22 protein-coding genes and 1 pseudogene are annotated in these 26,146 nt (G+C 63.3%); 9 read left to right on the top strand and 14 right to left on the bottom strand.

Annotation, left to right across the window (positions count from 1 at the left end):
* Positions 1–20 precede the first annotated feature (20 nt).
* The 3 genes from ACZ9XP_RS09740 (at position 21) to nagK (ending at position 3,395) form a co-directional block, all read left to right on the top strand.
* On the top strand, positions 21–1,106 hold the full coding sequence (locus tag ACZ9XP_RS09740) for a sn-glycerol-3-phosphate ABC transporter ATP-binding protein UgpC (RefSeq protein WP_147686181.1): 1,086 nt from the start codon (positions 21–23) through the stop codon (positions 1,104–1,106).
* 103 nt (positions 1,107–1,209) lie between these two features.
* Positions 1,210–2,238 (top strand): porin, encoded by a 1,029-nt coding sequence (locus ACZ9XP_RS09735; RefSeq protein ID WP_147686184.1) that lies wholly within the window; start codon positions 1,210–1,212, stop codon positions 2,236–2,238.
* A 227-nt stretch (positions 2,239–2,465) separates the two neighbouring features.
* The gene (gene nagK / locus ACZ9XP_RS09730) at positions 2,466–3,395 is read left to right on the top strand and encodes an N-acetylglucosamine kinase (protein WP_147686186.1); all 930 of its coding nucleotides are present in this window, start codon (positions 2,466–2,468) and stop codon (positions 3,393–3,395) included.
* On the opposite strand, the gene ACZ9XP_RS09725 is transcribed toward nagK, so the two are convergent.
* Positions 3,382–4,083, bottom strand: a complete 702-nt coding sequence (locus tag ACZ9XP_RS09725) for a type 2 periplasmic-binding domain-containing protein (protein ID WP_147686188.1) — start codon at positions 4,081–4,083, stop codon at positions 3,382–3,384. The two genes, nagK and ACZ9XP_RS09725, sit on opposite strands and share 14 nt — an antisense overlap.
* Positions 4,084–4,462: 379 nt before the next feature.
* Here ACZ9XP_RS09725 and kup point away from each other — a divergent pair, with 379 nt between their 5' ends.
* Positions 4,463–6,328: a low affinity potassium transporter Kup gene (kup, locus tag ACZ9XP_RS09720; protein WP_147686190.1), complete on the top strand. Its 1,866-nt coding sequence runs from the start codon at positions 4,463–4,465 to the stop codon at positions 6,326–6,328.
* A 57-nt stretch (positions 6,329–6,385) separates the two neighbouring features.
* On the opposite strand, the gene ACZ9XP_RS09715 is transcribed toward kup, so the two are convergent.
* The 4 genes and pseudogenes from ACZ9XP_RS09715 to ACZ9XP_RS09700 all read right to left on the bottom strand — a co-directional run.
* Positions 6,386–7,276 (bottom strand): DMT family transporter, encoded by an 891-nt coding sequence (locus ACZ9XP_RS09715; RefSeq protein WP_147686192.1) that lies wholly within the window; start codon positions 7,274–7,276, stop codon positions 6,386–6,388.
* Positions 7,277–7,415: 139 nt separating this feature from the next.
* Positions 7,416–8,327 carry a bestrophin family protein gene (locus ACZ9XP_RS09710; RefSeq protein WP_206211306.1) on the bottom strand — a complete coding sequence of 304 codons (912 nt, stop codon included), beginning with the start codon at positions 8,325–8,327 and terminating at the stop codon, positions 7,416–7,418.
* A gap of 76 nt (positions 8,328–8,403) precedes the next feature.
* Positions 8,404–8,961: a 1,6-anhydro-N-acetylmuramyl-L-alanine amidase AmpD gene (gene ampD, locus ACZ9XP_RS09705; RefSeq protein ID WP_465188346.1), complete on the bottom strand. Its 558-nt coding sequence runs from the start codon at positions 8,959–8,961 to the stop codon at positions 8,404–8,406.
* A 48-nt stretch (positions 8,962–9,009) separates the two neighbouring features.
* Positions 9,010–9,438 (bottom strand): annotated as a pseudogene (locus ACZ9XP_RS09700) (GNAT family N-acetyltransferase); the annotation flags it as partial.
* 148 nt (positions 9,439–9,586) lie between these two features.
* Here ACZ9XP_RS09700 and ACZ9XP_RS09695 point away from each other — a divergent pair.
* Positions 9,587–10,126 (top strand): hemerythrin domain-containing protein, encoded by a 540-nt coding sequence (locus ACZ9XP_RS09695; RefSeq protein ID WP_465188337.1) that lies wholly within the window; start codon positions 9,587–9,589, stop codon positions 10,124–10,126.
* Between the two features lie 72 nt (positions 10,127–10,198).
* On the opposite strand, the gene ACZ9XP_RS09690 is transcribed toward ACZ9XP_RS09695, so the two are convergent.
* The 5 genes from ACZ9XP_RS09690 to phoB form a co-directional block, all read right to left on the bottom strand.
* A complete protein-coding gene (locus ACZ9XP_RS09690; RefSeq protein ID WP_465188336.1) occupies positions 10,199–10,726 on the bottom strand; it encodes a porin family protein in 528 nt (175 codons plus the stop codon).
* 134 nt (positions 10,727–10,860) lie between these two features.
* Complete coding sequence (gene tal / locus ACZ9XP_RS09685) at positions 10,861–11,922, bottom strand: transaldolase (RefSeq protein WP_465188335.1); 1,062 nt, start codon at positions 11,920–11,922, stop codon at positions 10,861–10,863.
* Between the two features lie 243 nt (positions 11,923–12,165).
* A complete protein-coding gene (locus ACZ9XP_RS09680) occupies positions 12,166–12,471 on the bottom strand; it encodes a Dabb family protein (RefSeq protein ID WP_465188334.1) in 306 nt (101 codons plus the stop codon).
* Positions 12,464–13,768 (bottom strand): phosphate regulon sensor histidine kinase PhoR, encoded by a 1,305-nt coding sequence (gene phoR / locus ACZ9XP_RS09675; protein ID WP_465188333.1) that lies wholly within the window; start codon positions 13,766–13,768, stop codon positions 12,464–12,466. The genes ACZ9XP_RS09680 and phoR overlap by 8 nt, the downstream gene beginning before the upstream one ends.
* A 3-nt stretch (positions 13,769–13,771) precedes the next feature.
* A complete protein-coding gene (gene phoB / locus ACZ9XP_RS09670; protein WP_017507884.1) occupies positions 13,772–14,461 on the bottom strand; it encodes a phosphate regulon transcriptional regulator PhoB in 690 nt (229 codons plus the stop codon).
* A gap of 371 nt (positions 14,462–14,832) precedes the next feature.
* Between phoB and ACZ9XP_RS09665 the strand changes: the two genes are divergently transcribed.
* Complete coding sequence (locus ACZ9XP_RS09665) at positions 14,833–16,830, top strand: BCCT family transporter (RefSeq protein ID WP_465188332.1); 1,998 nt, start codon at positions 14,833–14,835, stop codon at positions 16,828–16,830.
* On the opposite strand, the gene ctlX is transcribed toward ACZ9XP_RS09665, so the two are convergent.
* Positions 16,769–17,755 carry a citrulline utilization hydrolase CtlX gene (gene ctlX / locus ACZ9XP_RS09660; protein WP_465188331.1) on the bottom strand — a complete coding sequence of 329 codons (987 nt, stop codon included), beginning with the start codon at positions 17,753–17,755 and terminating at the stop codon, positions 16,769–16,771. The two genes, ACZ9XP_RS09665 and ctlX, sit on opposite strands and share 62 nt — an antisense overlap.
* A gap of 118 nt (positions 17,756–17,873) precedes the next feature.
* On the opposite strand from ctlX, the gene ACZ9XP_RS09655 reads away from it, so the two are divergent.
* From ACZ9XP_RS09655 to ACZ9XP_RS09645, 3 genes are all read left to right on the top strand, one after another.
* On the top strand, positions 17,874–18,302 hold the full coding sequence (locus ACZ9XP_RS09655; RefSeq protein WP_147686211.1) for an Lrp/AsnC family transcriptional regulator: 429 nt from the start codon (positions 17,874–17,876) through the stop codon (positions 18,300–18,302).
* A 319-nt stretch (positions 18,303–18,621) separates the two neighbouring features.
* Positions 18,622–19,065, top strand: a complete 444-nt coding sequence (locus ACZ9XP_RS09650) for an Lrp/AsnC family transcriptional regulator (RefSeq protein ID WP_147686213.1) — start codon at positions 18,622–18,624, stop codon at positions 19,063–19,065.
* Positions 19,066–19,233: 168 nt separating this feature from the next.
* Entirely contained in the window at positions 19,234–20,163 is a 930-nt protein-coding gene (locus ACZ9XP_RS09645; protein ID WP_465188330.1) for an alpha/beta hydrolase, read from the top strand.
* Positions 20,164–20,439: 276 nt separating this feature from the next.
* Here the strand turns inward: ACZ9XP_RS09645 and gap are convergent, their stop codons facing one another.
* The 3 genes from gap to ptsP form a co-directional block, all read right to left on the bottom strand.
* The gene (gene gap / locus ACZ9XP_RS09640; protein ID WP_147686215.1) at positions 20,440–21,450 is read right to left on the bottom strand and encodes a type I glyceraldehyde-3-phosphate dehydrogenase; all 1,011 of its coding nucleotides are present in this window, start codon (positions 21,448–21,450) and stop codon (positions 20,440–20,442) included.
* 394 nt (positions 21,451–21,844) lie between these two features.
* Positions 21,845–23,482, bottom strand: coding sequence for an N-acetylglucosamine-specific PTS transporter subunit IIBC (gene nagE, locus ACZ9XP_RS09635; RefSeq protein WP_147686217.1), 1,638 nt, complete (start codon positions 23,480–23,482; stop codon positions 21,845–21,847).
* A 63-nt stretch (positions 23,483–23,545) separates the two neighbouring features.
* Positions 23,546–26,047: a phosphoenolpyruvate--protein phosphotransferase gene (ptsP, locus tag ACZ9XP_RS09630; protein WP_465188329.1), complete on the bottom strand. Its 2,502-nt coding sequence runs from the start codon at positions 26,045–26,047 to the stop codon at positions 23,546–23,548.
* Positions 26,048–26,146 lie beyond the last annotated feature (99 nt).

Here is a 26,146-nt window from a genome sequence, read left to right as displayed (position 1 = left end):
GCCGCACCAAGGAAAAGAACATGGCTGAACTGAAACTGAAGCAAATCAAGAAAACCTACGACGAAGGCCCCACCGTGATTCACGGCGTGGACCTGGATATCCGCGATGGCGAATTCATGGTGTTTGTCGGCCCGTCCGGCTGTGGCAAGTCCACCATGATGCGCATGATTGCCGGCCTGGAAGACATCAGCGCAGGCGAAGTGTGGATCGGCGACACGCTGGCCAACGATGTACCGCCAGCCAAACGCAGCGTGGCCATGGTGTTCCAGAGCTACGCCTTGTACCCGCACATGACCGTGCGCGAAAACATGGCTTTCGGCCTGAAGCTGGCGGGCAAAAGCAAAAAGGACATCGACGACGCCGTCACCCGCGCGTCCGACATCCTGCAAATCGGCCACCTGCTGGAGCGCAAACCCAAGGCGCTATCCGGCGGCCAGCGCCAGCGCGTGGCCATTGGCCGCGCCATCGTGCGCAAGCCCGACGTTTTCCTGTTTGACGAACCGCTGTCCAACCTGGACGCCGCACTGCGCGTGCAGATGCGCATCGAGCTGACCCGCCTGCACCAGGACCTGGGCAGCACCATGATCTACGTGACGCACGACCAGGTAGAAGCCATGACCATGGGCGACCGCATCGCCGTGTTCAACGCTGGCCGCATCGAACAGGTCGGCACCCCGCTGGCGCTGTACCAGCACCCGGCCAACCTGTTTGTGGCGGGCTTTCTGGGCAGCCCGAAGATGAACTTCCTGCCGGTGAGCGCCAGCATTTTTGGCCACAGCACCAGCATCCGGCTGCCAGGCGGCGAGCTGCTCACCCTGCTGGGTGCCCGCGCAGAAGGAGAGCTGACGCTGGGCATACGCGCAGAACACCTGCGTTTTGCCGAGCACGGCGTACCGGTGACGGTAGAGCTGGTAGAGCACCTGGGCGATGTGCAGATCGTGTACGCCCGCGCCGCCGGCCAAAGCGAACCACTGGCCGTGAAGCTGGGCAGCGACAGCCCTGCGCCGGCGAGCGGCAGCCGCGCCTGGCTGGCAATCGATACCGCGCAGTGTCATTTGTTTGGCCCGGACGGCCAGGCCATACGCCGCACAGAACACTCGTTTTAACGGGCGAAAAATCACGCTCAACAGAGAAATGCCGTGTCACGCCCACCTTAAATGACATAGGCATTGAGCAGGCAGCACCAACACAGCAAACGGAGAACTTCACATGCAACGCAAAACCCTGGCACTGATCATCGCCTCGCTCGTCTCCACCCCGGTTTTTGCCGATGGCTGGACGGATGTATTCAAACTGAGCGGCTCGGCCGAAGCCAACTACATCGTGACCGACAACGGTAAAACCACCACCAGCGAGCTGGACCGTGCCCTGCTGCTGAATATTGACGCCAGCAAGGAAATCGCCGGCGGTAACAAGCTGGGCGCACGTATCTCGCAAAAGATCGCCACCGGTGAAACCGTGGAAAACAAAGTGGGCATCGGCAGCCGCGAAGCGTATGTCACCCTGTCTGGCGACTTTGGTACCGTGAAGGCCGGCCGCGCCTTCATCAACAGCTACCTGACCCTGGACTGGCCATTTGGCCAAGTCGGCTTCTGGCCTGTCGCCGAAGGCGGCGCCGGCAAGGTGACCAGCAAGGTGTACCTGCCGAACACCCTGAGCTACCAGTCGCCAGCGCTGGGCAACTTCAGCTTTAGCGCACAGCACGGCTGGGGCAACGAGAAGCACAACAAAGACAGCGTCTACGACCTGGCCGCTACCCTGGCCGTGGGTAAAGCCACGATCTACGCCGGTGTACTGGGCGGCAAACCTGCCACCAAAACCAAGGAATCCAAGGCGGATCTGGGTACCGGCGTAGTCACTGAAACCACTACCGTCACTAACGACACCGAAAACAGCCAGCAATATCTGGCGGCGTCGGTCGGCGTGAGCGACGACCTGACCCTGCGCGCCATGGTGCAGTCCTACAAGCAGGAAAAAGCCGGCAAGCAAACCAACAAGGGCAGCGAAACCTCGCTGGGCCTGACTTACACCCTGGGCAAGGCCGGTTACATCAAGGCGGCGTACATGAACCAGAACAACACCGGCGTGGCCGACGACTACAGCCGCTTTGCCGTGCAGTACGGCCGTGATATCGGCGGCGGTGCCGAGTGGTATGCCCGCCTGACCAAGGTGGCCCCGAAAGCCAGCGGCGCAAAAGACACCAACCAGTTCCTGACTGGCGTGTGGATCGGTTTCTAAACCAGACCGATTGGTAGTACCCGGGCGCAAGCCCGGTTTTCAGGGCGGGTAAGGTAGAATTCTGCCTTGCCAACCTCTGGAGAGGTCATGCAGAGCTTGGCCGTTGCCTGTAGCGCCTTGCGCAGACATACCGGCAACGGCACTTTTTTGCTTCGCCATTACTTTGCCCGGTACCCCGGACACCAACCACAGGCACGCCAGGCCTCCTAGCCAAGACTGACTTCACCATGCTTTACGGATTTGACATCGGCGGTACCAAAATCGCGTTCGGCGCCTTCGACGCCACGCTTAGCCGCGTACGCCAGCACCGCTTTGCTACCCCCAAAGATTACGCCACCCTGCTGGACGAGCTGTGCGCTACCGTGCGGCAGGCGGACAGTGAGCTTGGCTGCCAGGGCAGCGTGGGGCTGGGTATCCCCGGTATTATCGACAGCATCAGCGGCAGCCTGCTCACCGCCAATGTACCCGCTGCCAATGGCCGCCGCCTGCAGGAAGACCTGCAAGAGCGCCTGGGCCGCCCGGTATATATCGATAACGACGCCAACTGCTTTGCACTGTCCGAAGCCATGGATGCGGCCAACCAGCATCTGGCCTCGGTGCTGGGCGTGATCCTGGGTACCGGCGTGGGGTCCGGCATGATTTTTCGCGGCCAGATCCACAATGGCCTGAACCACGTGGCCGGCGAGCTGGGCCACATGCGCCTGCCTATCGATGCGCTACAGGCCTTTGGTGGCGACTTGCCCGTGTTTTCCTGCGGCTGCGGCCAACGTGGCTGCATCGACAACTACCTGTCCGGCCGCGGCTTCGAGCAGCTGTTTTTTCACCGTTTCAGCGAAAGGTTGGCCGCACAGGACATCATCCAGCGCTACCGTGAGGGCCACCCGGCGACAGTGGTGTTTGTGGAGCAGTTTTTCGAGCTGACCGCCTGCTGCTTTGCCGGCTATCTGGCCATCCTGGACCCGGAGCTGATCGTCCTGGGCGGCGGGCTGTCCAATTTTGACGAGCTGTACCGCGAGCTGCCCAAACGCCTGCCGCGCTACATGCTGAAATTTGCCCGCGTACCGCGCATCGAAAAAGCCCGCCACGGCGACGATGGTGGGGTACGCGGCGCCGCCTTCCTGCCCTTGGGCCTGCAGGCCGGCATCAAGGCGGCGTAGCCGGCTGGCAGCGCGCCAGCGCCTGCTGCAGTTTGCCGGCAAAAGCCGCTGGCTGTTGTGCCAGATAACGGTGCGACAGGTACAAGCCCAGGGGTTTGTCCTGCGCCAGCACCGAGCGCACCTGGCTTGCCGCCCCGCGCTGCATCAGCAGTTTGTCCATGGCCAAGTTGGCCGCCAGTACCGCATCGGCCCGGCCAGCCAGCAGCACATCCAGTATCTGGTCGTGCTCGGGTGGCGATACGGTGACCTGATAATGCTGCTCCTGCAGCCAGTGCAGCATATTGGAACCGGCATACGCACCGACACGTGCGTACTGGCGAAAACCTGGCGATAACGGGTCCAGCCGGCTGTCACGGCGCAGATACCAGCGCCATTGCTGCGGTGCTACCGGGCCAAACCATTGCGATAGCGCGTCGCGCTGGGTATTGCGTGATGCCGGGAAATAACCGTCGCCCTCGCCACTTTCCACGCGGCGCTGCGCGCGTGTCCAGGCCACGAATTTTATCTCGGCCGGCTGAACCAGCCGTTGGAATGCACAGCGCACCGTGTCCATTGCCAAGCCAACCTGGCCACCATCGGCCAGCTGCATGGCGTAGGGGGCTTGCTCTTGCGTCAGCAAGTGCAGCGGTTGGGCGGCCTGCACCCATACCGCCCAGCAGCCCACTACCCATAGCAGCCCTCTACGCATACCCTGCCTCTTGTCTGGTGATTGATCTCACTGCTCGCTACCGCACGGGGTTTGTGTCAATCTGGCCAGTGCACGGCAGTCCTACCGCGATTCGTTAGCATGACGCTAAAAAAATGCCGGCATATATGCAAGTTAAATTATCGAAATTCTGAGTTTCTCGCGATAAATGCCCTGCTGGTCGCAGCTGGCACGGCAGAAACACCACACCTGAGAGTGATTGTGGCAAAGCACCTACACGATACGCATAAAGCGCAACAAGCCGGGTTGGCCGCATGGTCTTTTGGCGGCCAGCAGAGTAATCTGCGCGCTCACCTGTGCCTTACTTTTGCAATGCAGCAAAATGGCTGCGCAAAACCCTCTAACAACAATACAAAGCATCATGCAAGCGCATAACAAACAAGCACTGGCGGGCATTACCCTGGCCGCCCTGGGCGTGGTCTATGGCGACATCGGTACCAGCCCGCTCTACACACTGAAAGAATGCTTCAGCCCGCACCTGGGCCTGGCACCCAACGAAGCAAACGTACTGGGTATTCTGTCCCTGATTGTCTGGGGGCTGATTCTGGTGGTATCGCTGAAATACTTGGCCTTCGTCCTGCGCGCCGATAACCGCGGCGAGGGCGGTATTCTGACCCTGATGGCACTGGCACGGCGCGCCATCGGCAACAAAGGCTGGCTGCTGGCCGCGTTGGGCCTGATGGGTGGCGGCTTTTTCTATGGCGAGGTGGTGATTACCCCGGCGGTATCAGTGCTATCGGCACTGGAAGGCCTGGAGGTGATTACCCCCAGCTTCAAACCCTATGTGCTGCCGATCGCCATTGCGGTACTGGTAGGGCTGTTTGTCATCCAGAAACACGGCACCGCCAGCGTGGGCAAGCTGTTTGGCCCGGTGATGATGCTATGGTTTGCCGCGCTGGCTGCGCTGGGTGTGCACGGCATCCTGGGCAACCCGGCGGTGCTGGCCGCGCTGAACCCGGCCTGGGGCATTGCCTTCATGCTGGAACACCAGGCCGTGGGCTTTCTGGCGCTGGGCTCGGTAGTACTGGCGCTGACCGGTGCCGAAGCCCTGTACGCCGACATGGGCCATTTCGGCCCCAAACCCATCCGTCTGGCGTGGTTCTTTTATGTGCTGCCCGCGCTGATGCTGAACTACTTTGGCCAGGGCGCCGAAATCCTGGCCGACCCGGCCGCGCGCGCCAACCCTTTCTTCCATCTGGCACCTGACTGGGCGCTGATGCCCATGGTGATCCTGTCTACCGCGGCCACGGTCATTGCGTCGCAAGCCGTGATTTCCGGCGTGTTCTCGCTGACCCGCCAGGCAGTGCAGCTGGGCTATTTGCCGCGCATGGAAATCACCCATACCTCGGACAAGGAAATCGGCCAGATTTATATCCCGCTGGTGAACTGGGGCCTGCTGTTTGCGGTGATTGCCGTGGTCGTCATGTTCCAGACCTCCAGCGCGCTGGCCGGTGCTTACGGTATTGCCGTGACCGGCACCATGGTGATTACGTCCATCCTGGCCTGCACCGTGGCGCTGAAACAGTGGAAATGGCCGGTATGGGTGGTGGCACCACTGCTGGTGGCGCTGCTGTGCGTAGATATCCCGCTGTTTGCGGCCAACGTGGTAAAGATCTTTGCCGGTGGCTGGCTACCGCTGCTGATCGGTGTCATCGCCTTTATCCTGATGAGCACCTGGCGCCAGGGCCGCAAGCTGCTGATGAGCCGCCTGAACGAAATGGCCATCCCGCTGGACGGGTTCATCGAGAACATGGAATCGTATTCGCCAGACCGCGTGCAGGGCACCGCCGTGTTCCTGACCAACTCCACCCACGGCGTACCGCACGCGTTGCTGCATAACCTGAAACACAACAAGGTGCTGCACGAGCGCATCGTGCTGATGACTATCCGCAGCGAAGAAGTACCGTATATCGAAGCGGAAAAGCGCATCGAGATCGAGCAGCTGTCCAACAGCTTCTGGCGTGTCATGGCTTACTACGGCTTCAAGGAAACGCCTAGCGTGCAAGAGGTGCTGGACCTGTGCGAGGCGCAGGGCATGCAGTTCGAGCTGATGGATACCTCGTTCTTCCTGTCGCGCGAAACGCTGATCCAGACCGACCGCGAAGGCCTGTCGCCGTGGCGTGAAAAGCTGTTTGTGTGGATGAGCCGCAACGCGCTGCGCGCCACCGACTTCTTCCAGATTCCGTCCAACCGCGTGGTGGAAATGGGCGCCCAGGTCGAGCTGTAACCCCGCCCTGCAGGGGCAGTATCGAGACAAAAAAGGTTGGCCGCGGCCAACCTTTTTTCATTTTGCGACCGGCTGGCGCACCACCAGCCACAGCGCCAGCGCAATCAGTACGCCACCCGCCAGATGCGCACTAGTGAGCGTCTCGTGCAGAAACAGCACGCCCCACAGCACGCCAAACACCGGAATGACAAAGGTCACGCTCATCGCCTTCAGCGGCCCCTCGTCGGCAATCAGCCGGAAATACAGCACATAGGCCGCGGCAGTACACAACAGCCCCAGCGCCAGCCACGCTAGCCAATGGCCGGCGTCCAGCGCGGCCAGCGGCAAGGGCTGCCACGCCAGGCTCGCTAGCAGTAGCGGCAGTAAGGCAGCCGATGCACCCAGCTGGCTGCCCAGCGCCACCAGGCGGCTATCCATGCCGCCCTGCTCGCCTATCCAGCGCCGGGTCAGGTAGCCGGACAAGGCATAACAGGTGGTAGCCAGCAAACACATGCCGCCGCCCAGCAGCACGGCCGGCGTCAGCGCCACGGGGCCGGTTTGCAACAGCACCGCCACCCCGGCCAGCCCCAGCATCAGCCCCGCCAGCCGTGCCGGTGCCAGGCGCTCGCCAAACGCCAGCCCGCCGACCACCACCGCCATCAGCGGCGTGGTGGCATTGAACATGGCGCTATAGCCGGCAGGCAGCACCCTGGCGGCCAGGGAATACATCAGAAAAGGCACGGCCGAGCTGATCACGCCCAGCCACAGCGCCGCACGCCAGCGCGGGCCGGCGGGGATGGCCAAGCGCCACCAGCGCAATAGCAGCCACAAGCCCAGGCTGGCAAAGGCCACGCGCCCCGTTGCCACCGGCAGGGCACCCAGCACCGGCGACAGCACGCGCATGAACAAAAAGCTGCTGCCCCAGATGGCAGCCAGCAGAATCAGACGAAGCAGCGAAGGCATTGCCATGGCAGACCCCGGTATGGATAAGACCCCAGCATGCGGGTTGGCCGCGAGCGCGGCAACCCGATTCTTGCGCCGGTACGCGCTGAGCGCCTGTTCTGGCGCTTGTCGCAACAACAGCCGTGAAACGCGTTTGGGCAGGCGCTTAGAACTGGTAAATGCCCTGCCGTGGCGGTGGCTCGATGGGCATGGCCTCACCCAGCATGTCGCGTACCGACTGCTCTATGCCATAGCACAGCGCCGACAGCGGCAGGTCGTTGCCTTCCTTGCCAAACGGCTCTTCCAGCTCGTCGCCCAGGCTGTCCAGCGCCAGATAGGTGTAGGCAATGAACACGGCGATGATGGGCGTGAGCCAGCCGATGGTCGTGACCAGGCCCAGAGGCAGCAGCAGGCAGTAGCCGGTCACGGTACGGTTCAGCAGCACACGGTAGGTAAACGGGATAGGCGTGTTACGGATACGCTCGCAGCCGCCAATGACCTCGCCCAGGGTGTCCAGGTTGCGGTCTACCGACAGCCACTGCTGCTCGCTAAGGTGCCCGTCGCGCAGCAGCTGGTAGTTTTGTGCATGCAGCCAGCCCAGAATGCGCGCCGGTCTATTGCGGCCGCTACGCAGCTGTTCGGCCAAGTCAGCCGGTAGCAGGCGCACCAGGTGCGGGTGAATATCGTCGTCGCGCAGCTGGCCTTTCAGCGCGTAGGTCAGCGCACACACGGCGTACAGCATGGGCCGACCCTGCGGCGCGGCTACCGGCTGCAGCTTGCCGGTGAGCGAACGGCTCACGATGAGCAGGCCGCCCCACAATTTGCGTGCTTCCCAGAAGCGCTCGTAACTGGCCGAGTTGCGAAAGCCCAGAAAGATGGCCAGCGACACCCCCATCAGGGTAAAGATGCTGACATTCAGCGCCGAATCCGCATGCTGGCTCAGCCACCAGCCGTCCAGCACCGCGGACAGCAGCGACAGGGCAAACACAATCGCCAGGCGCGACACGATGCGCGGCAATACCGAGCCATGCCAGACAAACAGCAGGCGCAGCCAGTTATAGCGGGGGAGAACAATCATCGGGCAGGGCCAAAAGGAGCGCGGGGCCACCATCATAAGAAGGCAGCCCCGGGCTGGCAATGCGGGGCCGCCCCGGTCAGGCCGGGTCGGGCAGGCGGCGGCCCAGGGTGGCAGATAGCCGCGCCCAGTCAAAATACGGGCCGGGGTCGGTTTTGCGGCCCGGTGCAATGTGCTCGTGGCCGGTAATGGCCTGCACGCCGCAGCGCGCCTGCAGCAGCTGCGCCAGCGCGGTCAGCGTACGGTATTGCGCGTGGGCAAACGGCTCGACATCGCAGCCTTCCAGCTCTACCCCCAGCGCAAAGTCGTTACAACGCTCGCGCCCCTGCCACTGCGATACCCCGGCGTGCCAGGCACGGCGGTGCACCGGCACAAACTGCAGCAGGCTGCCGTCACGGCGGATAAAGAAATGGCAAGACACGCGCAGGTGGGCGATCTCGGCGTAAAACGGGTGCGCCGCTGGGTCCAGCGTATTGGTAAACAGCTCAGCCACGCCGCTGCCACCATAACGGTACGGTGGCAGGCTGATGTTGTGCACCACCAGCAGCGGCGTGGCGGCGGGTTCGGGGTAATCGTCACAGTTGGGCGAGGCGATCTGCTGCGCCTGGTCCACCCAGCCATCGCTGCCCAGGCTCAGCGTCAACGGGCTGTCGTCGCGAGCCCACGACAGGCGCAGCAGCGGCAGGCCATCCGGCGCGGCAAAGCGTTTGTTCTCGACAAAACCGGCCTTCTGGTAGCAGCGCACGGCGGCCTGGTTGGCCGCGGCCGTCATGACCGTGGCGCCTTGCTCGTGCTGCAGCGCTACCGTCAGCAGCCGCCCGGCCCAGCCCTCGCCCAGGCGCTGCGGGTGTACCAGGGTACGGGCGATCTCGGCACGGCCATCCTTGTAGCGCCCCAGCGTCAGCAGGCCGCATAGCGTACCGGCCTCGTCCCACGCCGCCAGAATCTGCAAGGGGCTGGTCTTGATGTCGTCTACGCTGCGCCACAGCCGCGGCAGGCGGTAGCCGTCCAGCCAGCCGACCTCCAGCGCGTGGGCCGCGTCGTGCAGCGCCAGCGCGGCAGCCAGGTTGGCCGCATCGTGCGGCAGGGGGGATACGCAAAACGGCACAGGCATGGCGTGCTCCGGCAAACAGGGGTGCGTCACTTTACCGCATGGCGGCGGCCTGCTGCGAGTGCCCTATCTGGCAGGCGCTTGAGCAACATCATGTGCAAATGCAGCAAAGCCACCCATACTGCCCACAACCCTTACCCAGGAGATGGCCATGCTTAGCCTAGACGCCCTGACTGCTTCGGCAGCCGCCCCCTCGTTCGACGAGCCGCTGGACATGCTGTACGCGTGCCATGACAAGGTGCGCCGCTTCTGCGACCAGCTGGATGCGCTACCGGCGTATATCGACGAGCACGGCCGCAACCAGGCGGTGATCAACACCATCGCCGGTATCGTGCGCTACTTCGACCTGGCCGGGCCCGCCCACCATCAGGATGAAGAAGACGAGCTGTTTCCGCTGATTCTGGCGCGCCAGCCGGACGCCGCCCCCAAGATCGAGCAGCTGCTGGGCGAGCACGGCTACCTGCACTCGCGCTGGAACGCCATCCGCGACGACCTGCTGGCCTATAACGCCGCCAAGCTGGACGAGATCAGCGCCGACGAAGTACACGAGTTTGCTCGCCTGTACCGCGAACACGCCGCGCGCGAAGAACAATGGCTGTTCCCCACCGCTGCGGCACTGATCAACGACAACGAGCTGGCACAGGCCGGCCAGCGCATGGCCGCCCGCCGCACGCTGAAACCGGCCGCCTAGACAGGCAAGGTTGGCCGCAGCAATAAAAAAGCGCCCCGTGGGGCGCTTTTTTCATGCCTGACGCAGTAAATATCAGAAACGATAAGTCAGCGAGGCACCGATGTTGTCGATGTGGTAGTCAGAACCGCTGAACAGACGAGCGTATTCCAGATTGATACCCACCTGCTTGTTCACTTTGAAAGTGGCACCAGCGCCGTAGCTGAAGTCCGAGTCATCATCGGAAGTCACGCTCACATTACCAGCGCTGGCTTTCAGTGCACCATTGGTATAACCCACCAAACCGTAGGCGGAAAACTGCTCGTTGATCGGCAGAATGCCTTTGGCGTAAACACCTTCTGCATGGTCCAGACCAATATCAACGGAAGTGGTGTTGTTCACACGAACGCTGTCATCGGTCAGCTTGGTGTACAGACGTGCCTCGACGGCAAAATTGGGGGTAATTTCGGTGCCGAGTGTTACGTTCAGCGCAGTCGGATTGAGGGATGGCTCACCATCAATGCTCATATCAAGCTGGTTCAAACCGGCACCAACGTACATGTCGGCAGCACAGGCGATGGAAGACAAGGAGGCAATCAGCGCTGCAAATGCAATTTTTTTCATGACAATGAAACATTTTTTTATGAAATGGATGTAAATTTTAATGGCATTTTTTATTCATATCAATATTTATTTTGGATTCCGGCTAATACAAAAAGCGCCCCGCAGGGCGCTTTTTGCATTGGCCAGTTTGGCGATCAGGCCGTCAATACCAACAGCTCGGCAAAGGCTTTCTCGAACAGCACCAGGCCGTCGTGCTGCAGCTGTTCGCCGGCAGCGTTGACATCAACACCAGCAGCGGCCGCTGCTTCCAACACCGCACGCGCTTCGTCTGCGCCTTGGGCCAGGGTGGCGGCGGCGTTGCCGTGGTCGCGGAACAGCGCCAGCGTGGCGTCCGGTACGGTGTTGACGGTTTCATCACCAATCAGGCTTTCCACGTACAGCACGTCGGAGTAGGCCTTGTTCTTGGTACCGGTAGACGCCCACAGCAGGAACTGCGGGCGGGCACCGGCGGCTTTCAGTGCGGCGAATTCTTCACCGTGGAAGCGCGCCAGATAGCGCTGGTAGGCCACCTTGGACAGCGATACCGCTACCTTGCCTTGCAGCTCGGCGGGCAGCTGCGCATCCAGCAGGCTATCCACGCGCGACAGGAAGAAGCTGGCTACGGCCTTCACGTGCTGCAGCGGCTGGCCGGCAGCATGGCGTGCGGTGAGGCCGGCGATGTAGGCATCCCATACGGCTTCAACCTGTGGCAGCGAGAACAGCAGCGTGATGTTGACGTTGATACCCTCGGCAGTCAGCTGGCCAAAGGCGGCAATGCCTTCCGGCGTGGCCGGAATCTTGATCATGGCGTTGGGGCGGTTAATGGCGGCCCACAGGCGGCGCGCGGCGGCCAGGGTACCGGCTTCGTCACGCGACAGCGCCGGCGATACTTCCAGCGATACGTAGCCGTCGTCGCCAGCGGTAGCCTGGTATTGCGGCAGGGTCAGGTCGCAGGCGGCCTGGATATCGGCAATCACCAGCGTTTCGTAGCGCTGCTCGGCGCTAAGGCTGGCGTCGGTTTTCAGTGCGGCCAACTCTGCCTGATAGCGCGGGTCGGTACTGATGGCTTTATGGAAGATGGCGGGGTTGGAGGTCACACCGGCAATACCGTCATCGGCCAGCAAGCGGGCAAGCTCGCCAGTTTGCAGCAGTTCACGGGACAGGTTATCCAGCCAGATGCGCTGGCCGAACGGGCGGATGGCTTGTAGTCGGTTCATGGGCGTATTGCTCTTTATGTTGTGGGGCAACGCAGACTGGCTGCAGCACTTGTGTAGTACGGCACATGCTACCTTGCCCACCGTCTGTAGCAAAGCCATTACAGCATGGGGCGGGTGGCCATTAAACGATACAAATCACCCAGCATGGCCGCATAGCTGGCATGAGCACAGCACCAAGTACGGAAAAATGGCACAAGCGTGCCCGACAGCAGCACTCAGCACAGCACATCTGCATGGTGGAAATCAGGGTTGGCCGCTGTCGAAATCAAACACCAGCGCCTGCGCCAGCAAGGGCTGAACCTGCGCCACAAACGCCTGGTGCGCCGGGTGATCCAGGTAGTGTTGCAGCGCGGCGGCGTCGTCAAAGCGCAGCAGCCAGCCGTGGGTATAGCCCTGGGCCAGGTTTTCCGGGCTGATGTCGGTACCGGCACGAAAGCCGCGTACCTGCGGGATGGCCGCTGGCAGGGCGGCAAAGGCCGCCAGCGCGGCGTCGGTATCGGCGCGGCTGGCGTGGGGGGCGAAACGGAACAGTACGATGTGCTCAATCATTCTGTGCGACCTGCTCGGCGTTGAAAACCACACTGAACACGCTGCCCTTGTCCGGCTCGCTCTGGATCTCCAGCTTGGCGTGGTGGCGTGCCAGCACGTGTTTGACGATGGCCAGGCCCAGGCCGGTGCCGCCATTGCCGCGCGAGCGGCCACGGTCTACGCGGTAGAAACGTTCGGTGAGGCGTGGCAGGTGCTCGCGCGGGATGCCGATACCGGTATCGGCAACGGTAAAGGCCACGCGGCCTTCGTCGTCCTGCGTCCAGCGCAGGTAGATGCTGCCGCCCTCCGGCGTATAGCGCACGGCGTTGGACACCAGGTTGCCAAAGGCCGAGTGCAGTTCCTGCGCATTGCCCCACAGGTCGTGCGGGCAGGTGTTCTTGACCACGATACGGTGCCGCCCCTGCGACAGGCCTTCGGCTTCCACCACCATGGTGTCCAGCAGCGCGGCCATGTGCACGCGGTCTTGCAGCATGGTGCGCGGGCCGTTTTCTATACGCGACAGGGTGAGCAGGTCTTCTACCAGGCTGTGCATGCGGCGCGACTGCTCCAGCATCATGGGCAGGAACTGGCGCAGGGTGGCGTCTTCTACCTGCGGCATTTCGGACAAGGTTTCCAGGAAGCCGCCTACCACCGTCAGCGGGGTACGCAGCTCGTGCGATACGTTGGCCACAAAGTCGCGGTGCACGGTTTGCACACGCTCCAGCTGGGTGATGTCGCGCGACAGCAGCAGCTTGCGCGTGGTGTCGAACGGTACCAGCTGGATGGATAACACCAGCTCGCTGCCGGTACCGCTGTGCAGGATCAGCGGCTGGCTATAGCTCTGCGCCGCCATGTAGTCGTGAAACGCCGGCTGGCGTACCAGGTTCAGTATCTGGCTGCCTACGTCGGTTTTGCGGTTCAGCCCCAGGTGCTCTACGGCCATGGGGTTGATCCACTCGATGTGGTCGTATTCGTCCAGCACCACCACGCCATCCGGCATGGCTTCGCCGGCATTCACAAAGCGGTCCAGCACGCCGGCCAGGCGTTTCTTGCTTTGCTTTTGCTTGCGCGCCTGGCGGTACAGGGTCATGAAAATGCCGTGCCAGGAGCCAAAGCCGTCCGGCACGCGGCCGGGAACCGGGTGACCCAGCCAGCGCAGCAGCAAGGCAATGTGATACAGGTGAAAGGCCAGCCATAACAGCAACAGACCCAGCATTAATGCCAGCCCGGTCACCAGGCCGAACACCAGGCCAAAGGCCATGCTGACCACCATCATGGCAATCAGCCAGCCCAGCGTACGCTTGAGAAATTCTGCCAAGACCTACCCCTGGGCGGAGAAACGGTAGCCGGTACCGCGCACGGTCTGGATCAGGCCATCGTGGCCGGTGGGTTCCAGGGCACTGCGCAGGCGGCGGATGTGCACGTCTACAGTGCGCTCTTCCACAAATACGTGGTCGCCCCATACCTGGTCCAGCAGCTGGGTGCGCGAGTGCACGCGCTCGGCGTGGGTCATGAAGAAATGCAGCAGGCGGAATTCGGTAGGTCCCAGGTCCACGGTTTCGCCGTTGCCCTGTACGCGGTGGGTCACCGGGTCCAAGCGCAGGCCTTTTACTTCTACCGCGTCGTCGGTCATTTGCGGGGCGCGGCGGCGCAGTACGGCCTTGATGCGCGCCAGCAGCTCGCGCGGCGAGAACGGTTTGGTGATGTAGTCGTCAGCGCCGGCTTCCAGGCCCTGTACCTTGTCCTGCTCTTCGGAGCGGGCGGTCAGCATGATGATGGGGATCTGGCGCGTGCGTTCGTCGGCGCGCAGCTTGCGCGCGATTTCCACGCCGGACGCGCCGGGCAGCATCCAGTCCAGCAGGACCAGGTCCGGCAGGGCATTTTTCACCAGTGTCAGCGCCACTTCGGCGGTGCTGGCACGCAGCACATGGTGTCCGGCCTGGACCAGATTGAACGCAATCAGCTCTTGGATAGCTGGTTCGTCTTCTACAAGCAGAATATTGGCGGGCATGTGACGGAATCCTTCCATGTACGATTATGGCAAGGATAGAAAAAAGCGGTTACAGAAATATGACACTTCACGCGGCTTTCGATAAAGATAGCCAAAATAGTACGGCGTTGTAGCGCCACAGGTGCTTTATGCCAAAAATGATGGCCGCAGTGTACAAGCATTTTGCGTTTTCTGACGGCCAGAGTGCTTTGTTACCGTTTATTGCATTTGTCTTTTATTTTTATACAAAAGTATTTTCGGGTATACTTGCCGTCTCTGTTCCGGGCCTGCTTGCTGCGGCCAACCTTTTCCTGCCCCACCTGCCGCCCTGCATTCGGCCTCCCCCGCCCAGCCCCGGAACGCCTGCCACCTTCAGACATGAAAGGGAAAGCATGGAACCCGTCCGTACCTTCCGCACCACCTTGGTCTGGCCAGTGTTTTTGCCTGGCCTGCTACTGATAGCCGCCATTCTGGGCTGGGCCAGGCTGGCGCCCGCCTCGGCCGAAACCCTGCTAGGCAGCGCCCAACGCACCATCGGCCAACAGTTTGGCTGGTTTTACATTCTGGCCGTGGCGGTGTTTCTGATCAGCCTGCTGGGCATTGCCGCCAGCCGCTACGGCGACATCAAACTGGGGCCGGACGATGCCCAGCCCGCGTTCAGCCTGCCCTCGTGGCTAGCCATGCTGTTTGCCGCCGGCATGGGCATCGGGCTGATGTACTTTGGCGTGGGCGAGCCGCTGCAACATTACCTGACCCCGCAACTGGCGGCGGCCAACCCGCAGGCGGCCGCGCAGCAGGCCATGAACCTGACCTTCCACCACTGGGGCCTGCACGCTTGGGCCATCTATGGCGTGGTGGGGCTGGTGCTGGCGTATTTCGGCTTTCGCTACCAGCTACCGCTCAGCCTGCGCGCCGGGCTGTACCCGATACTGGGCGAGCGCATCCACGGGCCATGGGGGCATGCGGTGGATGTGTTTGCCTTGGTCTCTACCGTATTCGGTATCGCCACCACCCTGGGCTACGGCGTGATGCAGCTGGCCGCCGGCCTGCAGCAGGTAGCCGGTATCGACACCAGCGCTAGCGGCTTCAAGCTGGGGCTGATTGCCGTGGTGATGGGCCTGGCCGGGCTATCTGCCGCCACCGGGCTGGACAAAGGCGTGCGCCGCCTCAGCGAACTGAACCTGGGGCTGGCACTGGCGCTGCTGCTGTTTGTGCTGCTGGCCGGCCCAACCGTGTACCTGCTGCTGGCATTTAGCGACAACCTGGGCGGCTATCTGTCCGGTATGGTGGCCATGACCTTCCGCACCTTTAGCTACGGCACACCGGCGCAGCAAGACTGGCTGGGCGGCTGGACGCTGCTGTACTGGGCCTGGTGGGTATCGTGGTCGCCGTTTGTCGGCCTGTTCATTGCGCGCATTTCGCGCGGGCGCACCATTCGCGAATTCATCGTGGGCGTGCTGTTGGCCCCTACCCTGTTCAACCTGCTGTGGATGACGGTATTCGGCAATAGCGCCATCTGGCTGGACCTGCACGTGGCTGGCGGTGCACTGGGCGCGACCGCGGCCAATGTAGACAGCCTGCTGTTCCGCTTTTTTGACTACCTGCCGCTATCGCAGCTCACCAGCGGCGTAGCCATCCTGCTGATCGCCGTGTTTTTTGTTACCTCGGCGGACTCTGGCGCCATGGTGCTGGACAGCATAGCCAGCGTGGGGGCGGCCGACTCGCCGCTGTGGCAGCGCCTGTTCTGGGCGGTATTGCTGGGCGTCACCGCTGCCGCGCTGCTAAGCGCCGGCGGCCTGAAAGCGCTGCAAGCCATGACACTGCTCAGCGCCCTGCCCTTCACCGCCATCATGCTGCTGCTGTGCTACAGCCTGTGGCGCGGGCTGCAGTCCGACCAGTGCCACCAGGCGCAGCAACCAGCACCCGCTACGCAGTTCTGGAGCGGCCAGCACTGGCAGCAGCGCCTGCGCCAGCTGGTACAGCGCCCGAGTGCGGCCAACGTGCAGCACTTTATCGATACCGAGGTACAGCCAGCGCTGGCTACCGTGGCCGCCGAGCTGCGCCAGAACGGTGTCGCCACCGACGTGAAGCGTAGCGAAGACGGTGCAGTCACGCTGCGCATAGACCAGTCTGAGCAGCGCGACTTTGTCTACAGCGTGCAGTGCCACGGCAAGCCGCTGCCGGCGTTTCTGCCCGCCAGCCGTGGCGATGCCGACATGCAGTACCTGGCGCAAACCGGCTTTGCCGATGGCCGCGAAGGCTACGATATCCGCTACCTGCGCCAGAGCGAGATCATTGCCGACGTGCTCAGGCAGTACGAACGCTACCTCAGCCTGCAGCTGCAACAGCGTGGCCAGCTATTAAGCCGTGCGCCGGGGCATCAAGCATAGCGTTAACAGGCCTGGGCAAATACAGCTCGGCCACCATGCAGCGCGCCCCGCCGCCGCCCAGGGTTTCGATGGTATCCAGCGGGGCGTGCACGATGCGCCCGTGTGCGGCCAACATGGCCTGCTGCTGCGGGCTGAAGGCCGCCCAGGCACGGCTGGACAGCGCAATAATCGCCTCGCCTGCCGTGCTTTGCAGGGCGATAAGATTGCCGCAGAAGCTGGCCATTTGCGCCAGGCTGATACTGATCACCTGTTTGCCATCGCGCCGCAGCTGCGCCTGCACCCGCTGGCGCTCGCCCACATCGCGGATGGCCGGCAGGCAGATCACTGCAAAGCGCGGGCCGATCGCCATCATCACATTGCTGTGGTAAATCGCCCGCCCCGCCCCATCCACCGCGTCGAACACCTGCATGCTGTAACCCAGCCGGGCCGCCAGCGGGGCCAGCAGCGCCGGCTGGCTGCGGCCAGAGCGGCACAGCCAGGCACGCCGTGCCGTGTGGTCGAACACGATGGCGCCGGTGCCTTCCAGATACTGCCCCTGCGCCTCGTGCGGGCTCAGGTCCAGCAGCGCGCGCACAGCAAACTGCTGCTGCAGCCACGCCACGATATCGGCGCGGCGCTCCAGCCTGCGGTTGGCCGCGGCCATCGGGTACAGCACCAGCGTGCCGTCGGCGTGGGTAGAAAACCAGTTATTGGGGAATAGCGCGTCCGGGGTATCCAGCCCCGCAGGCTGGCGGAACACCTGTACCTGCACCCCGGCGGCCTGTAAGGCGGCAGCGTAGCTGTCAAATTCGCGCTGCGCGGCCAGTGTGGCGCTGGCGCCAGCGTTGGCCGCAGGCTGCTGGAAATGGTTGCTGGCGCGGGTTTGCGGGTTGGCGTGAAAACGCGCAGGGCGCACCATCAAGATGTGCGAGGCAGGCTGTGACATGGTTTCTCCCGGGTGGTGTGGCAGGAGAAATTGTGGCGGCCTGGCGTGCCACTTTGTAGTTGGCACCCTGTGCAGTTTTATCGCTAGACTGCACATATTGATCACTCAGGCTAGCACCATGCAACTTGACGACACCGACCTGCAGCTCATTGCCCTGCTACGCGACAACGCGCGCACCCCGGTAACCGAGCTGGCCACCCGCCTGCGCGTCTCGCGCGCCACTGTGCAAAAACACATCAACAAGCTGGAGCAAGCCGGCGTCATCATCGGCTATACCGTACGGCTGAAACCGCAGGCCGAGGCCCAGCGCATCCGGGCCTGGATGGGCATTGCGGTAGAGGGCAACAAAACGCCGGCTGTACTGCAAGCCTTACGTGGCGAGCCGCATGTGTACGCGCTGCACTCCACCAACGGCCGCTGGGATATCGTCACCGAGCTGCGCGCCGACTCGCTGGAGCAGTTTGATCGCGTGCTGGGCCGCATCCGCCTGATACCCGGCATTACCGCCAGCGAAACCAGCCTGCTGCTGTCCACCCACAAGGTGTAAGCCGCGAAAAACGCGCAAAAAAAAGGCCTGTCCGGTTGGGGACAGGCCACTAAGGGTCGGTTCCCGGCCACACATGGGGGCCAAGAACGCTTAAGACCAGGGACAAAGAGATCACCAGAACAGTTCCAAAGATGCCGATTGCTCAGGCACCCTCATAACGGATCCAGAAGTCAAAGCTGCCGGGCGCGGACCCGGCTGCTTCAACACGGGGCGAATTGTACGGGGGTTATCGGGGCTTATTAATAGGCATTCGAAGCTTATAAACCAGCATAACTTTGTATACAATGTATTTACGACTCTTTGACCTTCGAATCGAAAAATGGACAAGTTTGACCGCAAGATCATCGCTGCACTGCACGAAAATGGCCGTCTGAGCTTTGCCGAGCTGGCTCGCCGCGTGAACCTGTCCGCCCCCGCCGTTGCCGACCGCGTGGAAAAGCTGGAACGATCCGGCGTGATAGCCGGTTATCGCGCAATCATCCGCCCGGAAGCGCTAGGTTGCCCGATACAATGCCTTATCGAGCTCACAGTGAAAAACCAGGAGTACTACACCGTACTGGAGCTACTGAAACAGATGCCGGAAATCGTGCACTGCGACTCCATCACCGGCAGCAGCGGGCTGATGATCCGTGTGGCAGTAGACAGCATGGGCACGCTGCAGGCGCTGATTGCCCGCCTGATGCAGTACGGCGACACCAAGACCTCCATGGTGATCGACACCCCCATCACCCACCGTTTGCCGCCACTACCAGAAGAAGACTGAGCGTGCGCCGTGGCAGAAATGCCACGTGTTCGATAGCCATTGCCCGGCATTCATCGGCAGCATTTTATGCTGGCCACCACGGCCCGGCTGGGTAGCAACGCCAGCCCCGGCAAGCTTTGGCTAAGCTGCGGCCAACCACCCAACCGGTGGCAGCCACAGGAGCCCGATATGCCCCCCGCTACCCATACCCTCTCGCACGCCCTCTCGCCGCACGATGCCGCCACCATGACCACGCTGCGTGCGCAAACCGCGCCGTTTAAAGGTGCCATATTCGGCCCCGCAGGCCGCGCGCCCTACGATGACATCATGCAAGCCGTGGCGGCACCGGACAGCGTTCGCTACCAAGCCGATACGATCGGCGGTGTCAGCGGCTACTGGTGCCTGCCGGCACAGCCGGACACAGACAGCGCCTTGCTGTTTTTGCACGGCGGTGGCTATGTAATGGGCTCGGCCAAAGCCTACTGCCATTTTGCCGGCCACTTTGCCCGCCTGAGCGGCCAGGCGGTGTTTGTGGCCGACTACCGGCTGGCACCGGAACACCCCTACCCGGCCGCACTGGACGATGCCGTGGCGGTGTATCAAGGCCTGCTGGCCAGTGGCCGGCAGCGCGTGTTGCTGATTGGGGACTCGGCCGGTGGCGGCCTGACACTATCGCTGCTGTCACGGCTGCAAGCCATGGCCGGTACCACCCAGCCGGTAGCCGCCATCGCCCTGTCGCCGTGGACCGACCTGGGCAATCGTAGCCACAGCCACCAGACACGGCACGATGCAGAGGTGTACCTGAGTAAAAGCATGGTGGATGCCTGCGCCGCCCTGTATCTGGGCCACACGAGCGCGCAGGACCCCGGTGCCTCGCCGCTCTACGCCAGCCTGCACGGCCTGCCGCCGCTGCAGCTGCACGTTGGCCGCGACGAAATCCTGCTGGACGACAGCCTGCACTATGCCGAGCGCGCCGACGCCGCCGGCGTGGCGGTGGCGCTGCACGTGTGGGACGGCATGCCGCATGTCTTCCCCAATGCCACCGGCCTGCTACAGGCGGCAGACCAAGCCCTGGCGCTAATGGCAGCGTTCATCGCCACGCATTTGCCTCGCGTGTAGTACCGGCGCTACATCGCCCTGTGCGATGTAGCCGCCCCTTACCTGATACAGATCAACACGGCCCGCTGCGGCCAACCTTACCGCGTGACAGGCAAAAAAAAGCCTGCCCTTGCAGGGGCAGGCCGGAACTATGCACAAAGAAGCAACAGAATACACCTAAAGAACAAGGCACCCGTCTCCACACGGGCACCGGGCAAGCGGTGCGGCGGGCCATGCCGCCGCAGCCTTCAGAACCGGTTCACGATCAGCAGACCGCCAGCCGGTTCTTGCTGGCTTTTACTTGGCAGCCACCCAGGCCTGGGCGGTATCCAGCATACGGTTGGAGAAGCCCCACTCGTTGTCGTACCACGACAGCACTTTCACCTGGCGGCCTTCGATCACGCGGGTCAGGGTGGCATCAAACACGCTGGACGCCGGGTTGTGCATGAAGTCGATGGACACCAGCGGCAGGGTATTCACCGCCAGTACGCCTTGCAGCGCGCCGTTGGCCGCAGCGGTCACCAGCTCGTTCACTTCGGCCACGGTGGTATCACGCTGGGCGGTAAAGGTGAGGTCTACCAGCGACACGTTGGCGGTTGGCACGCGCACGGCAAAGCCGTCCAGCTTGCCTTTCAGCTCTGGCAGCACCAAGCCCACGGCAGCGGCGGCGCCGGTTTTGGTCGGGATCATCGACAGCGCGGCGGAGCGGGCACGGCGCAGGTCGCTGTGCTCGGTGTCCAGCAGCACCTGGTCGTTGGTGTAGGAGTGCACGGTGGTCATCAGGCCGTGCGCTACGCCGATGGCGTCATTCAGTGGCTTGACCAGCGGGGCCAGGCAGTTGGTGGTGCAGCTGGCGTTGGACACGATCGTCATGTCAGCGCGCAGGGTGTCGTGGTTCACGCCGTACACGATGGTGGCGTCGGCGTCGTCTGCCGGGGCAGAGATCAGCACCTTCTTGGCACCGGCTTGCAGGTGCAGGCCGGCTTTGTCGCGTTTGGTAAAGATGCCGGTACATTCCAGCACGATGTCCACGCCCATGTCGCCCCACGGCAGCTCGGCCGGGTTGCGTACCGACAGCAGCTGGATCGGCTTGCCGTTGATCACCAGCTTGTCGCCTTCCAGCGCTACGGTGCCTGGGAAAGGGCCGTGGATAGAGTCGTATTTGGTCAGGTGGGCGTGCAGTTCAGGGTTGCCCAGATCGTTGATGGCAACGATTTCAATATCTTTATCGGCAAAACGTTCTTGCCAGGCGCGCAATACCATGCGGCCGATACGGCCGTACCCGTTGATGGCGAGTTTCAGTGCCATGTTGTGTCTCCTGATTATCGGGTGAATCCTGCGTGCCAGCTGCACGCTTGCTATGGGTACATCCTTGTCCCAATCGGGCTTGTACTCAATCCCTTACAATTCTGTAGTGGGCGTACTACCAACACTTTGCTGCCCGGCATGCCTTGTCGCACGCGACTTGCGGCCAACATGGCTTGCCTTGCGTTGCAGCATAAGCTACCGCCACCGCCAACTGGAATCGATTTCACTATAGCGCAAAAAAACACCCCGGCGGTGCCGGGGTGGAAGGAGAGCAAAGCCACAGGTCAGGATGCCCAGGCTTACCACGGGGCGGCGCCTGCCGCTGGGCGGCAAACGCCTGCCTGTCTTGTCATGCCCCGGCGTACTGCACCATGCAGGCACCGGGGCGGGCTGCTTACTGCAGCTGGCTGGCCAGCGCGGCGGGGTCGCCGCCTTCTACTACCAGGTGTACCAGGTTGCCTGGCATGGCCATGATGCCGCTCACGCCCAGGGCTTTCAGGCTACCTTCGTTCACGCGGCTGGCGTCGGCCAGCTCTACACGCAGGCGGCTGCCGGCAACCACTTCCACGGCACGAATGTTGGCCGCACCGCCCAGCGCAGCTTTCAATGCGCCGCCATCGGCAGCCACCGCTTGCGGGTTAGCCAGCGCGGCGCGGATCTCGTCCGCTACCAGCTCGGCTTCCGGCCCCAGCACCACTTGTACGCTACCGGCGGCAGGTTTGATCATGCCGCGCGAACCCAGCGCTTTCAGCGCGGCTTCGTCTACGGCGTCGTTGCTGACAACCTGCAGGCGCAGGCGGGTGGTGCACGCGTCGACGCTTTTCAGGTTGGCCGCACCGCCCAGCGCGCCGATAAAGCCACGTGCACGGTCGCTACCTTTGCCCCCCAGGCTGGCAGCGGCGGGGGCACCGGCTACCGCTTCTTCGCGGCCCATGGTCATCAGGTTGAATTTCTTGATGAAGAAAGTGAACAGCGCGTAGTACACGGCAAAGTACGCCAGGCCGATGGGGATCAGCAGCAGCGGTTTCTGCGCGATACCGAAGTTCAGCACGTAGTCGAACAAACCAGCCGAGAAGCCAAAGCCCAGCTTCACGCCCAGGGTGTGCATCAGCGCCATCGAGATGCCGGTCAGCACCGCGTGGATGGCGTACAGCGCCGGGGCCAGGAACATGAAGGCAAACTCTACCGGCTCGGTGACACCGGTCAGCGCGGCGGTCAGGCCCATGGACAGCAGCACGCCACCCACGGCAGCCTTGTTTTCCGGGCGTGCGGCGCGGTACATGGCCAGGCAAGCAGCCGGCAGGCCGAACATCATCACCGGGAAGAAGCCGGACATGAACATGCCGGCGGTTTTGTCACCGGCAAAGAAGCGGGTCAGGTCACCGTGTACCACCTTGCCGGCGGCATCGGTAAAGTCGCCCAGCTGGAACCAGGCAAAGGTATTGATGATGTGGTGCAGGCCGGTGACGATCAGGATGCGGTTCAGCACGCCGTATACAAACAGGCCAAACTCGCCCGCGCCGATTACCCAGTGGCCTACCGCGTCGATGCCCTGCTGGATAGGTGGCCAGATATAGCCCAGCACCACGCCGGCCAGCAGCATGGCAAAGCCGGTGACGATCGGCACAAAGCGGCGCCCGCCAAAAAAGGCCAGATAAGACGGCAGCGCGATGTCCTTGTAGCGGTTGTACAGCAGGCCGGCGCTGATACCGGCGGTGATGCCCGCCAGCACGCCCATATTGATCTTGGCGTCGATCACTTTCAGCACCGCGGTCAGCACCAGGTAGCCAATGGCACCGGCCAGGCCGGAGGCGCCGTTATTATCTTTGGCAAACCCTACGGCTACCCCGATGGCGAACAGCAGTGCCAGGTTACCGAAAATGGCATCCCCGGCCTGCGCCATCACGGGTATGCCCATCAGGTCGGGCTGACCCAGGCGCAGTAGCAGACCTGCCACCGGCAGGACGGCGATCGGCAGCATCAGGGCGCGGCCCAGCTGCTGTACGCCGGCAAACTTGCTTGAAGTACTCACTGTGTTTCTCCTCTTCGTTTTAATGCAGGCCGCCAGGTGGGAGGATGCGGCGGCCTGACCAGGTCAGCGCAGCAAGGCGGCGGCGTCGGCTTGTAACCGCGCCCGCACTTGTTGCGCCGAATTCAGCGCCTGCAGGTCCAGCGCCAGCTGCTGGCAGGCGGTGCTGTCCAGGCGGCGTACCGCGTCCTTGATTTCCGGTACCAGCTGCGGGCTCACCGACAGCTCAGTCACGCCCAGGCCCACCAGTACCGGCGTGGCCTGCGGGTCGGACGCCAGCGCACCGCACACGCCTACCCACTTGCCGTGCTTGGCCGCGCCGTGCACGGTAAGCGCGATCAGGCGCAGCAGCGCCGGATGCAGGGCGTCAAGGTTGGCCGCCAGTGCCGGGTGGCAGCGGTCCATGGCCAGGGTGTACTGGGTGAGGTCGTTGGTACCGATGGACAGAAAATCGGCGTGCTGGGCCAGCTGGTCGGCCAGTAAAGCGGCCGACGGCACCTCGATCATCACGCCCAGCTGCGGGCGCTCGGCCACGCCTAGCTCGGCGGCCAGCTCGTCCAGGCGCTGGCGCACGCGCTGCAGGTCGGCCAGGTCGGCCACCATGGGCAGCAGGATGCGCAGGCGCGACAGCGGCTTCACTTGCAGCAGGGCGCGCAGCTGGGTATCCAGCACCTCGGGCATGGCAAAACCGGTACGGATACCGCGCAAGCCCAGCGCCGGGTTGTCCTCGGCAGGCAGCGGCAGGTAGGGCACGTCCTTGTCGCCACCGGCGTCCAGCGTGCGGATGATGGCCGGGCGGCCTTCCAGCGCGTCCAGCACGTCCTGGCAGGCGGCACGCTGTTCGTCTTCGCTGGGGGCGTCGTGCCGGTCGATGAAGAGGAATTCGGTACGCAGCAGGCCCACGCCGTCGGCACCGTTCAGCACCGCGTCACGCGCTTCGACAGCGTTGGCGATGTTGGCCGCCACCTCGATCGCCACACCATCACGGGTACGAGCCTGGCCGGCAGACTGCTCGCGCAAGGTGCGGCGGCGCTGTTCGCGCTGGGCGATATCCTGGCGGGCAGCGTCCAGTGCGGCGGCATCGGCTGCGCCGTCCAGCCAGCCTTCACCGGCGTTCAGCAGTGCCTCGCTACCAGCGGCCAACGCCAGCGCGGCCGGGCCGCAGGCGACCAGCGCGGGGATGGCCAGTGCACGACACAGGATGGCCACGTGGTTGGTGGCGCCACCACGGGCCAGCACCACACCGGCCAGCTGCTCGCGCGGCAGGCGGGTAAGCTGCGACGGGGTCAGGTCGTCGGCTACCACGATGGCGTGCGGCGGCAGTTCGGGGGCGGCTTGCTCACCGCCCAGCAGCACGTCCAGCACGCGGCGCTCCAGGTCTTTCAGGTCGGCCACGCGCTCGGCCAGCAGGGCATTGCCCAGGCCCAGCAGCACGTCGCTTTGCGCGCTGATGGCGCTACGGTAGGCGTAGGCGGCGCTGCGGCCGTCCAGAATGTAGCGTTCGGCGGCCTGCGCCAGCTCGGGGTCGTCCAGCAGCGCCAGGTGGGCGCCAAAGATCTCGCTTTCGGCGTGCGCGCCGCGCTTGTCAGCCTGGGCCACATCGGTGGCCACGGCAGTGCGCACTTTTTGCAGGGCGGCGTTCAGTGCGGCCAACTCTGGCTCTACACCATGGCCGCGCTCGGGCACCGGGCGCGCCTGCTCGGCCAGCAATACCAGCGTACCGACTGCTAGGCCGGGTGCGGCGCACACGCCGCCCAGCTTGCCGTCGTCGCGGGTAGCCACTACCGCAGCAGGCGCCGGTGCGTGCCCGGCGTGCGTATGCGTTTGCAGCGCCTCGACCAGGGCGGCCAGGGCTGTGTCGGCATCGTCACCTTTGGCATACAGGGTCACCGTATCGTGTTCGCCCACCCCCAGACCCATCATGCTGACCACACTGCGTGCATTGGCGCGCTGGCCGGCAAAGCCGATCTCGAGATGGCTCAGATAGCGGCGGGCGACCGACTGCACCAGCGCACACGGGCGGGCATGCAGGCCGCCTTCGTGCGCTACCACGGCGGTTACGGATAGTTCTGCGCCGTGGACGGCGTCAGGGCGGGAGAGAGCACCCTGAGCCGTCACGGTCAGAAAACACGACGCGCCGGCTTCCACAAGTCCGGATGCGTCGAGGGAGAGAGCCATGTCGTCGCTGTTGGTAACCACCACGACGGTAATCAGCGAAGGCGCGCGGCGGGCCACGCTATCGATGTCGATCTCTACCAACGGCTGGCCAGCGCGCACCTGCTGGCCTTTTTGCACGCGGGTAACAAAACCGCTGCCGCCCAGTTTCACGGTGTCGATGCCGATATGCATCAGCACCTCGGCACCGTTGGCCGCACGCACGGTAACGGCGTGGCCGGTACTGGATACCTGGCTGATGTCGCCATCGCACGGCGCCAGCAGGGTGGAAGACAGCGGTTCAATGGCCAGGCCCTGGCCCATCAGGCCACCGGCAAACACCGGGTCGGGTACTGCGGACAGCGGCAAAACCACGCCGGACAGCGGCGCTTGCAGGGTAACGGTTGCAGACATCGGGTTTCCTTCTCTCTGAAAGCGCGCACGCTGCCCCGCAGCCATGCGCGTAAGTCATGCTGTATACGTGCCGCGGGTCATGGCCCCGGCATCGGGATC

Source organism: Vogesella perlucida, from assembly GCF_979366545.1.
The sequence above is the reverse complement of the archived record's forward strand: the minus strand, read 5'-3'. Positions and strand labels throughout refer to the sequence as shown.

Bases quoted from the DNA above. Each gene is read 5' to 3' on its own strand.
- ACZ9XP_RS09680 (WP_465188334.1), bottom strand. From the start codon at position 12,471: ATGATTGAGCACATCGTACTGTTCCGTTTCGCCCCCCACGCCAGCCGC.
- ctlX (WP_465188331.1), bottom strand. From the start codon at position 17,755: ATGTCACAGCCTGCCTCGCACATCTTGATGGTGCGCCCTGCGCGTTTT.
- ACZ9XP_RS09740 (WP_147686181.1), top strand. From the start codon at position 21: ATGGCTGAACTGAAACTGAAGCAAATCAAGAAAACCTACGACGAAGGC.
- kup (WP_147686190.1), top strand. From the start codon at position 4,463: ATGCAAGCGCATAACAAACAAGCACTGGCGGGCATTACCCTGGCCGCC.
- ACZ9XP_RS09655 (WP_147686211.1), top strand. From the start codon at position 17,874: ATGCAACTTGACGACACCGACCTGCAGCTCATTGCCCTGCTACGCGAC.
- ACZ9XP_RS09710 (WP_206211306.1), bottom strand. From the start codon at position 8,327: ATGATTGTTCTCCCCCGCTATAACTGGCTGCGCCTGCTGTTTGTCTGG.
- gap (WP_147686215.1), bottom strand. From the start codon at position 21,450: ATGGCACTGAAACTCGCCATCAACGGGTACGGCCGTATCGGCCGCATG.
- ACZ9XP_RS09725 (WP_147686188.1), bottom strand. From the start codon at position 4,083: ATGCGTAGAGGGCTGCTATGGGTAGTGGGCTGCTGGGCGGTATGGGTG.
- ACZ9XP_RS09735 (WP_147686184.1), top strand. From the start codon at position 1,210: ATGCAACGCAAAACCCTGGCACTGATCATCGCCTCGCTCGTCTCCACC.
- ptsP (WP_465188329.1), bottom strand. From the start codon at position 26,047: ATGTCTGCAACCGTTACCCTGCAAGCGCCGCTGTCCGGCGTGGTTTTG.
- ACZ9XP_RS09645 (WP_465188330.1), top strand. From the start codon at position 19,234: ATGCCCCCCGCTACCCATACCCTCTCGCACGCCCTCTCGCCGCACGAT.
- ACZ9XP_RS09665 (WP_465188332.1), top strand. From the start codon at position 14,833: ATGGAACCCGTCCGTACCTTCCGCACCACCTTGGTCTGGCCAGTGTTT.
- ACZ9XP_RS09695 (WP_465188337.1), top strand. From the start codon at position 9,587: ATGCTTAGCCTAGACGCCCTGACTGCTTCGGCAGCCGCCCCCTCGTTC.
- ACZ9XP_RS09650 (WP_147686213.1), top strand. From the start codon at position 18,622: ATGGACAAGTTTGACCGCAAGATCATCGCTGCACTGCACGAAAATGGC.
- nagK (WP_147686186.1), top strand. From the start codon at position 2,466: ATGCTTTACGGATTTGACATCGGCGGTACCAAAATCGCGTTCGGCGCC.
- ACZ9XP_RS09690 (WP_465188336.1), bottom strand. From the start codon at position 10,726: ATGAAAAAAATTGCATTTGCAGCGCTGATTGCCTCCTTGTCTTCCATC.
- ACZ9XP_RS09715 (WP_147686192.1), bottom strand. From the start codon at position 7,276: ATGGCAATGCCTTCGCTGCTTCGTCTGATTCTGCTGGCTGCCATCTGG.
- phoB (WP_017507884.1), bottom strand. From the start codon at position 14,461: ATGCCCGCCAATATTCTGCTTGTAGAAGACGAACCAGCTATCCAAGAG.
- tal (WP_465188335.1), bottom strand. From the start codon at position 11,922: ATGAACCGACTACAAGCCATCCGCCCGTTCGGCCAGCGCATCTGGCTG.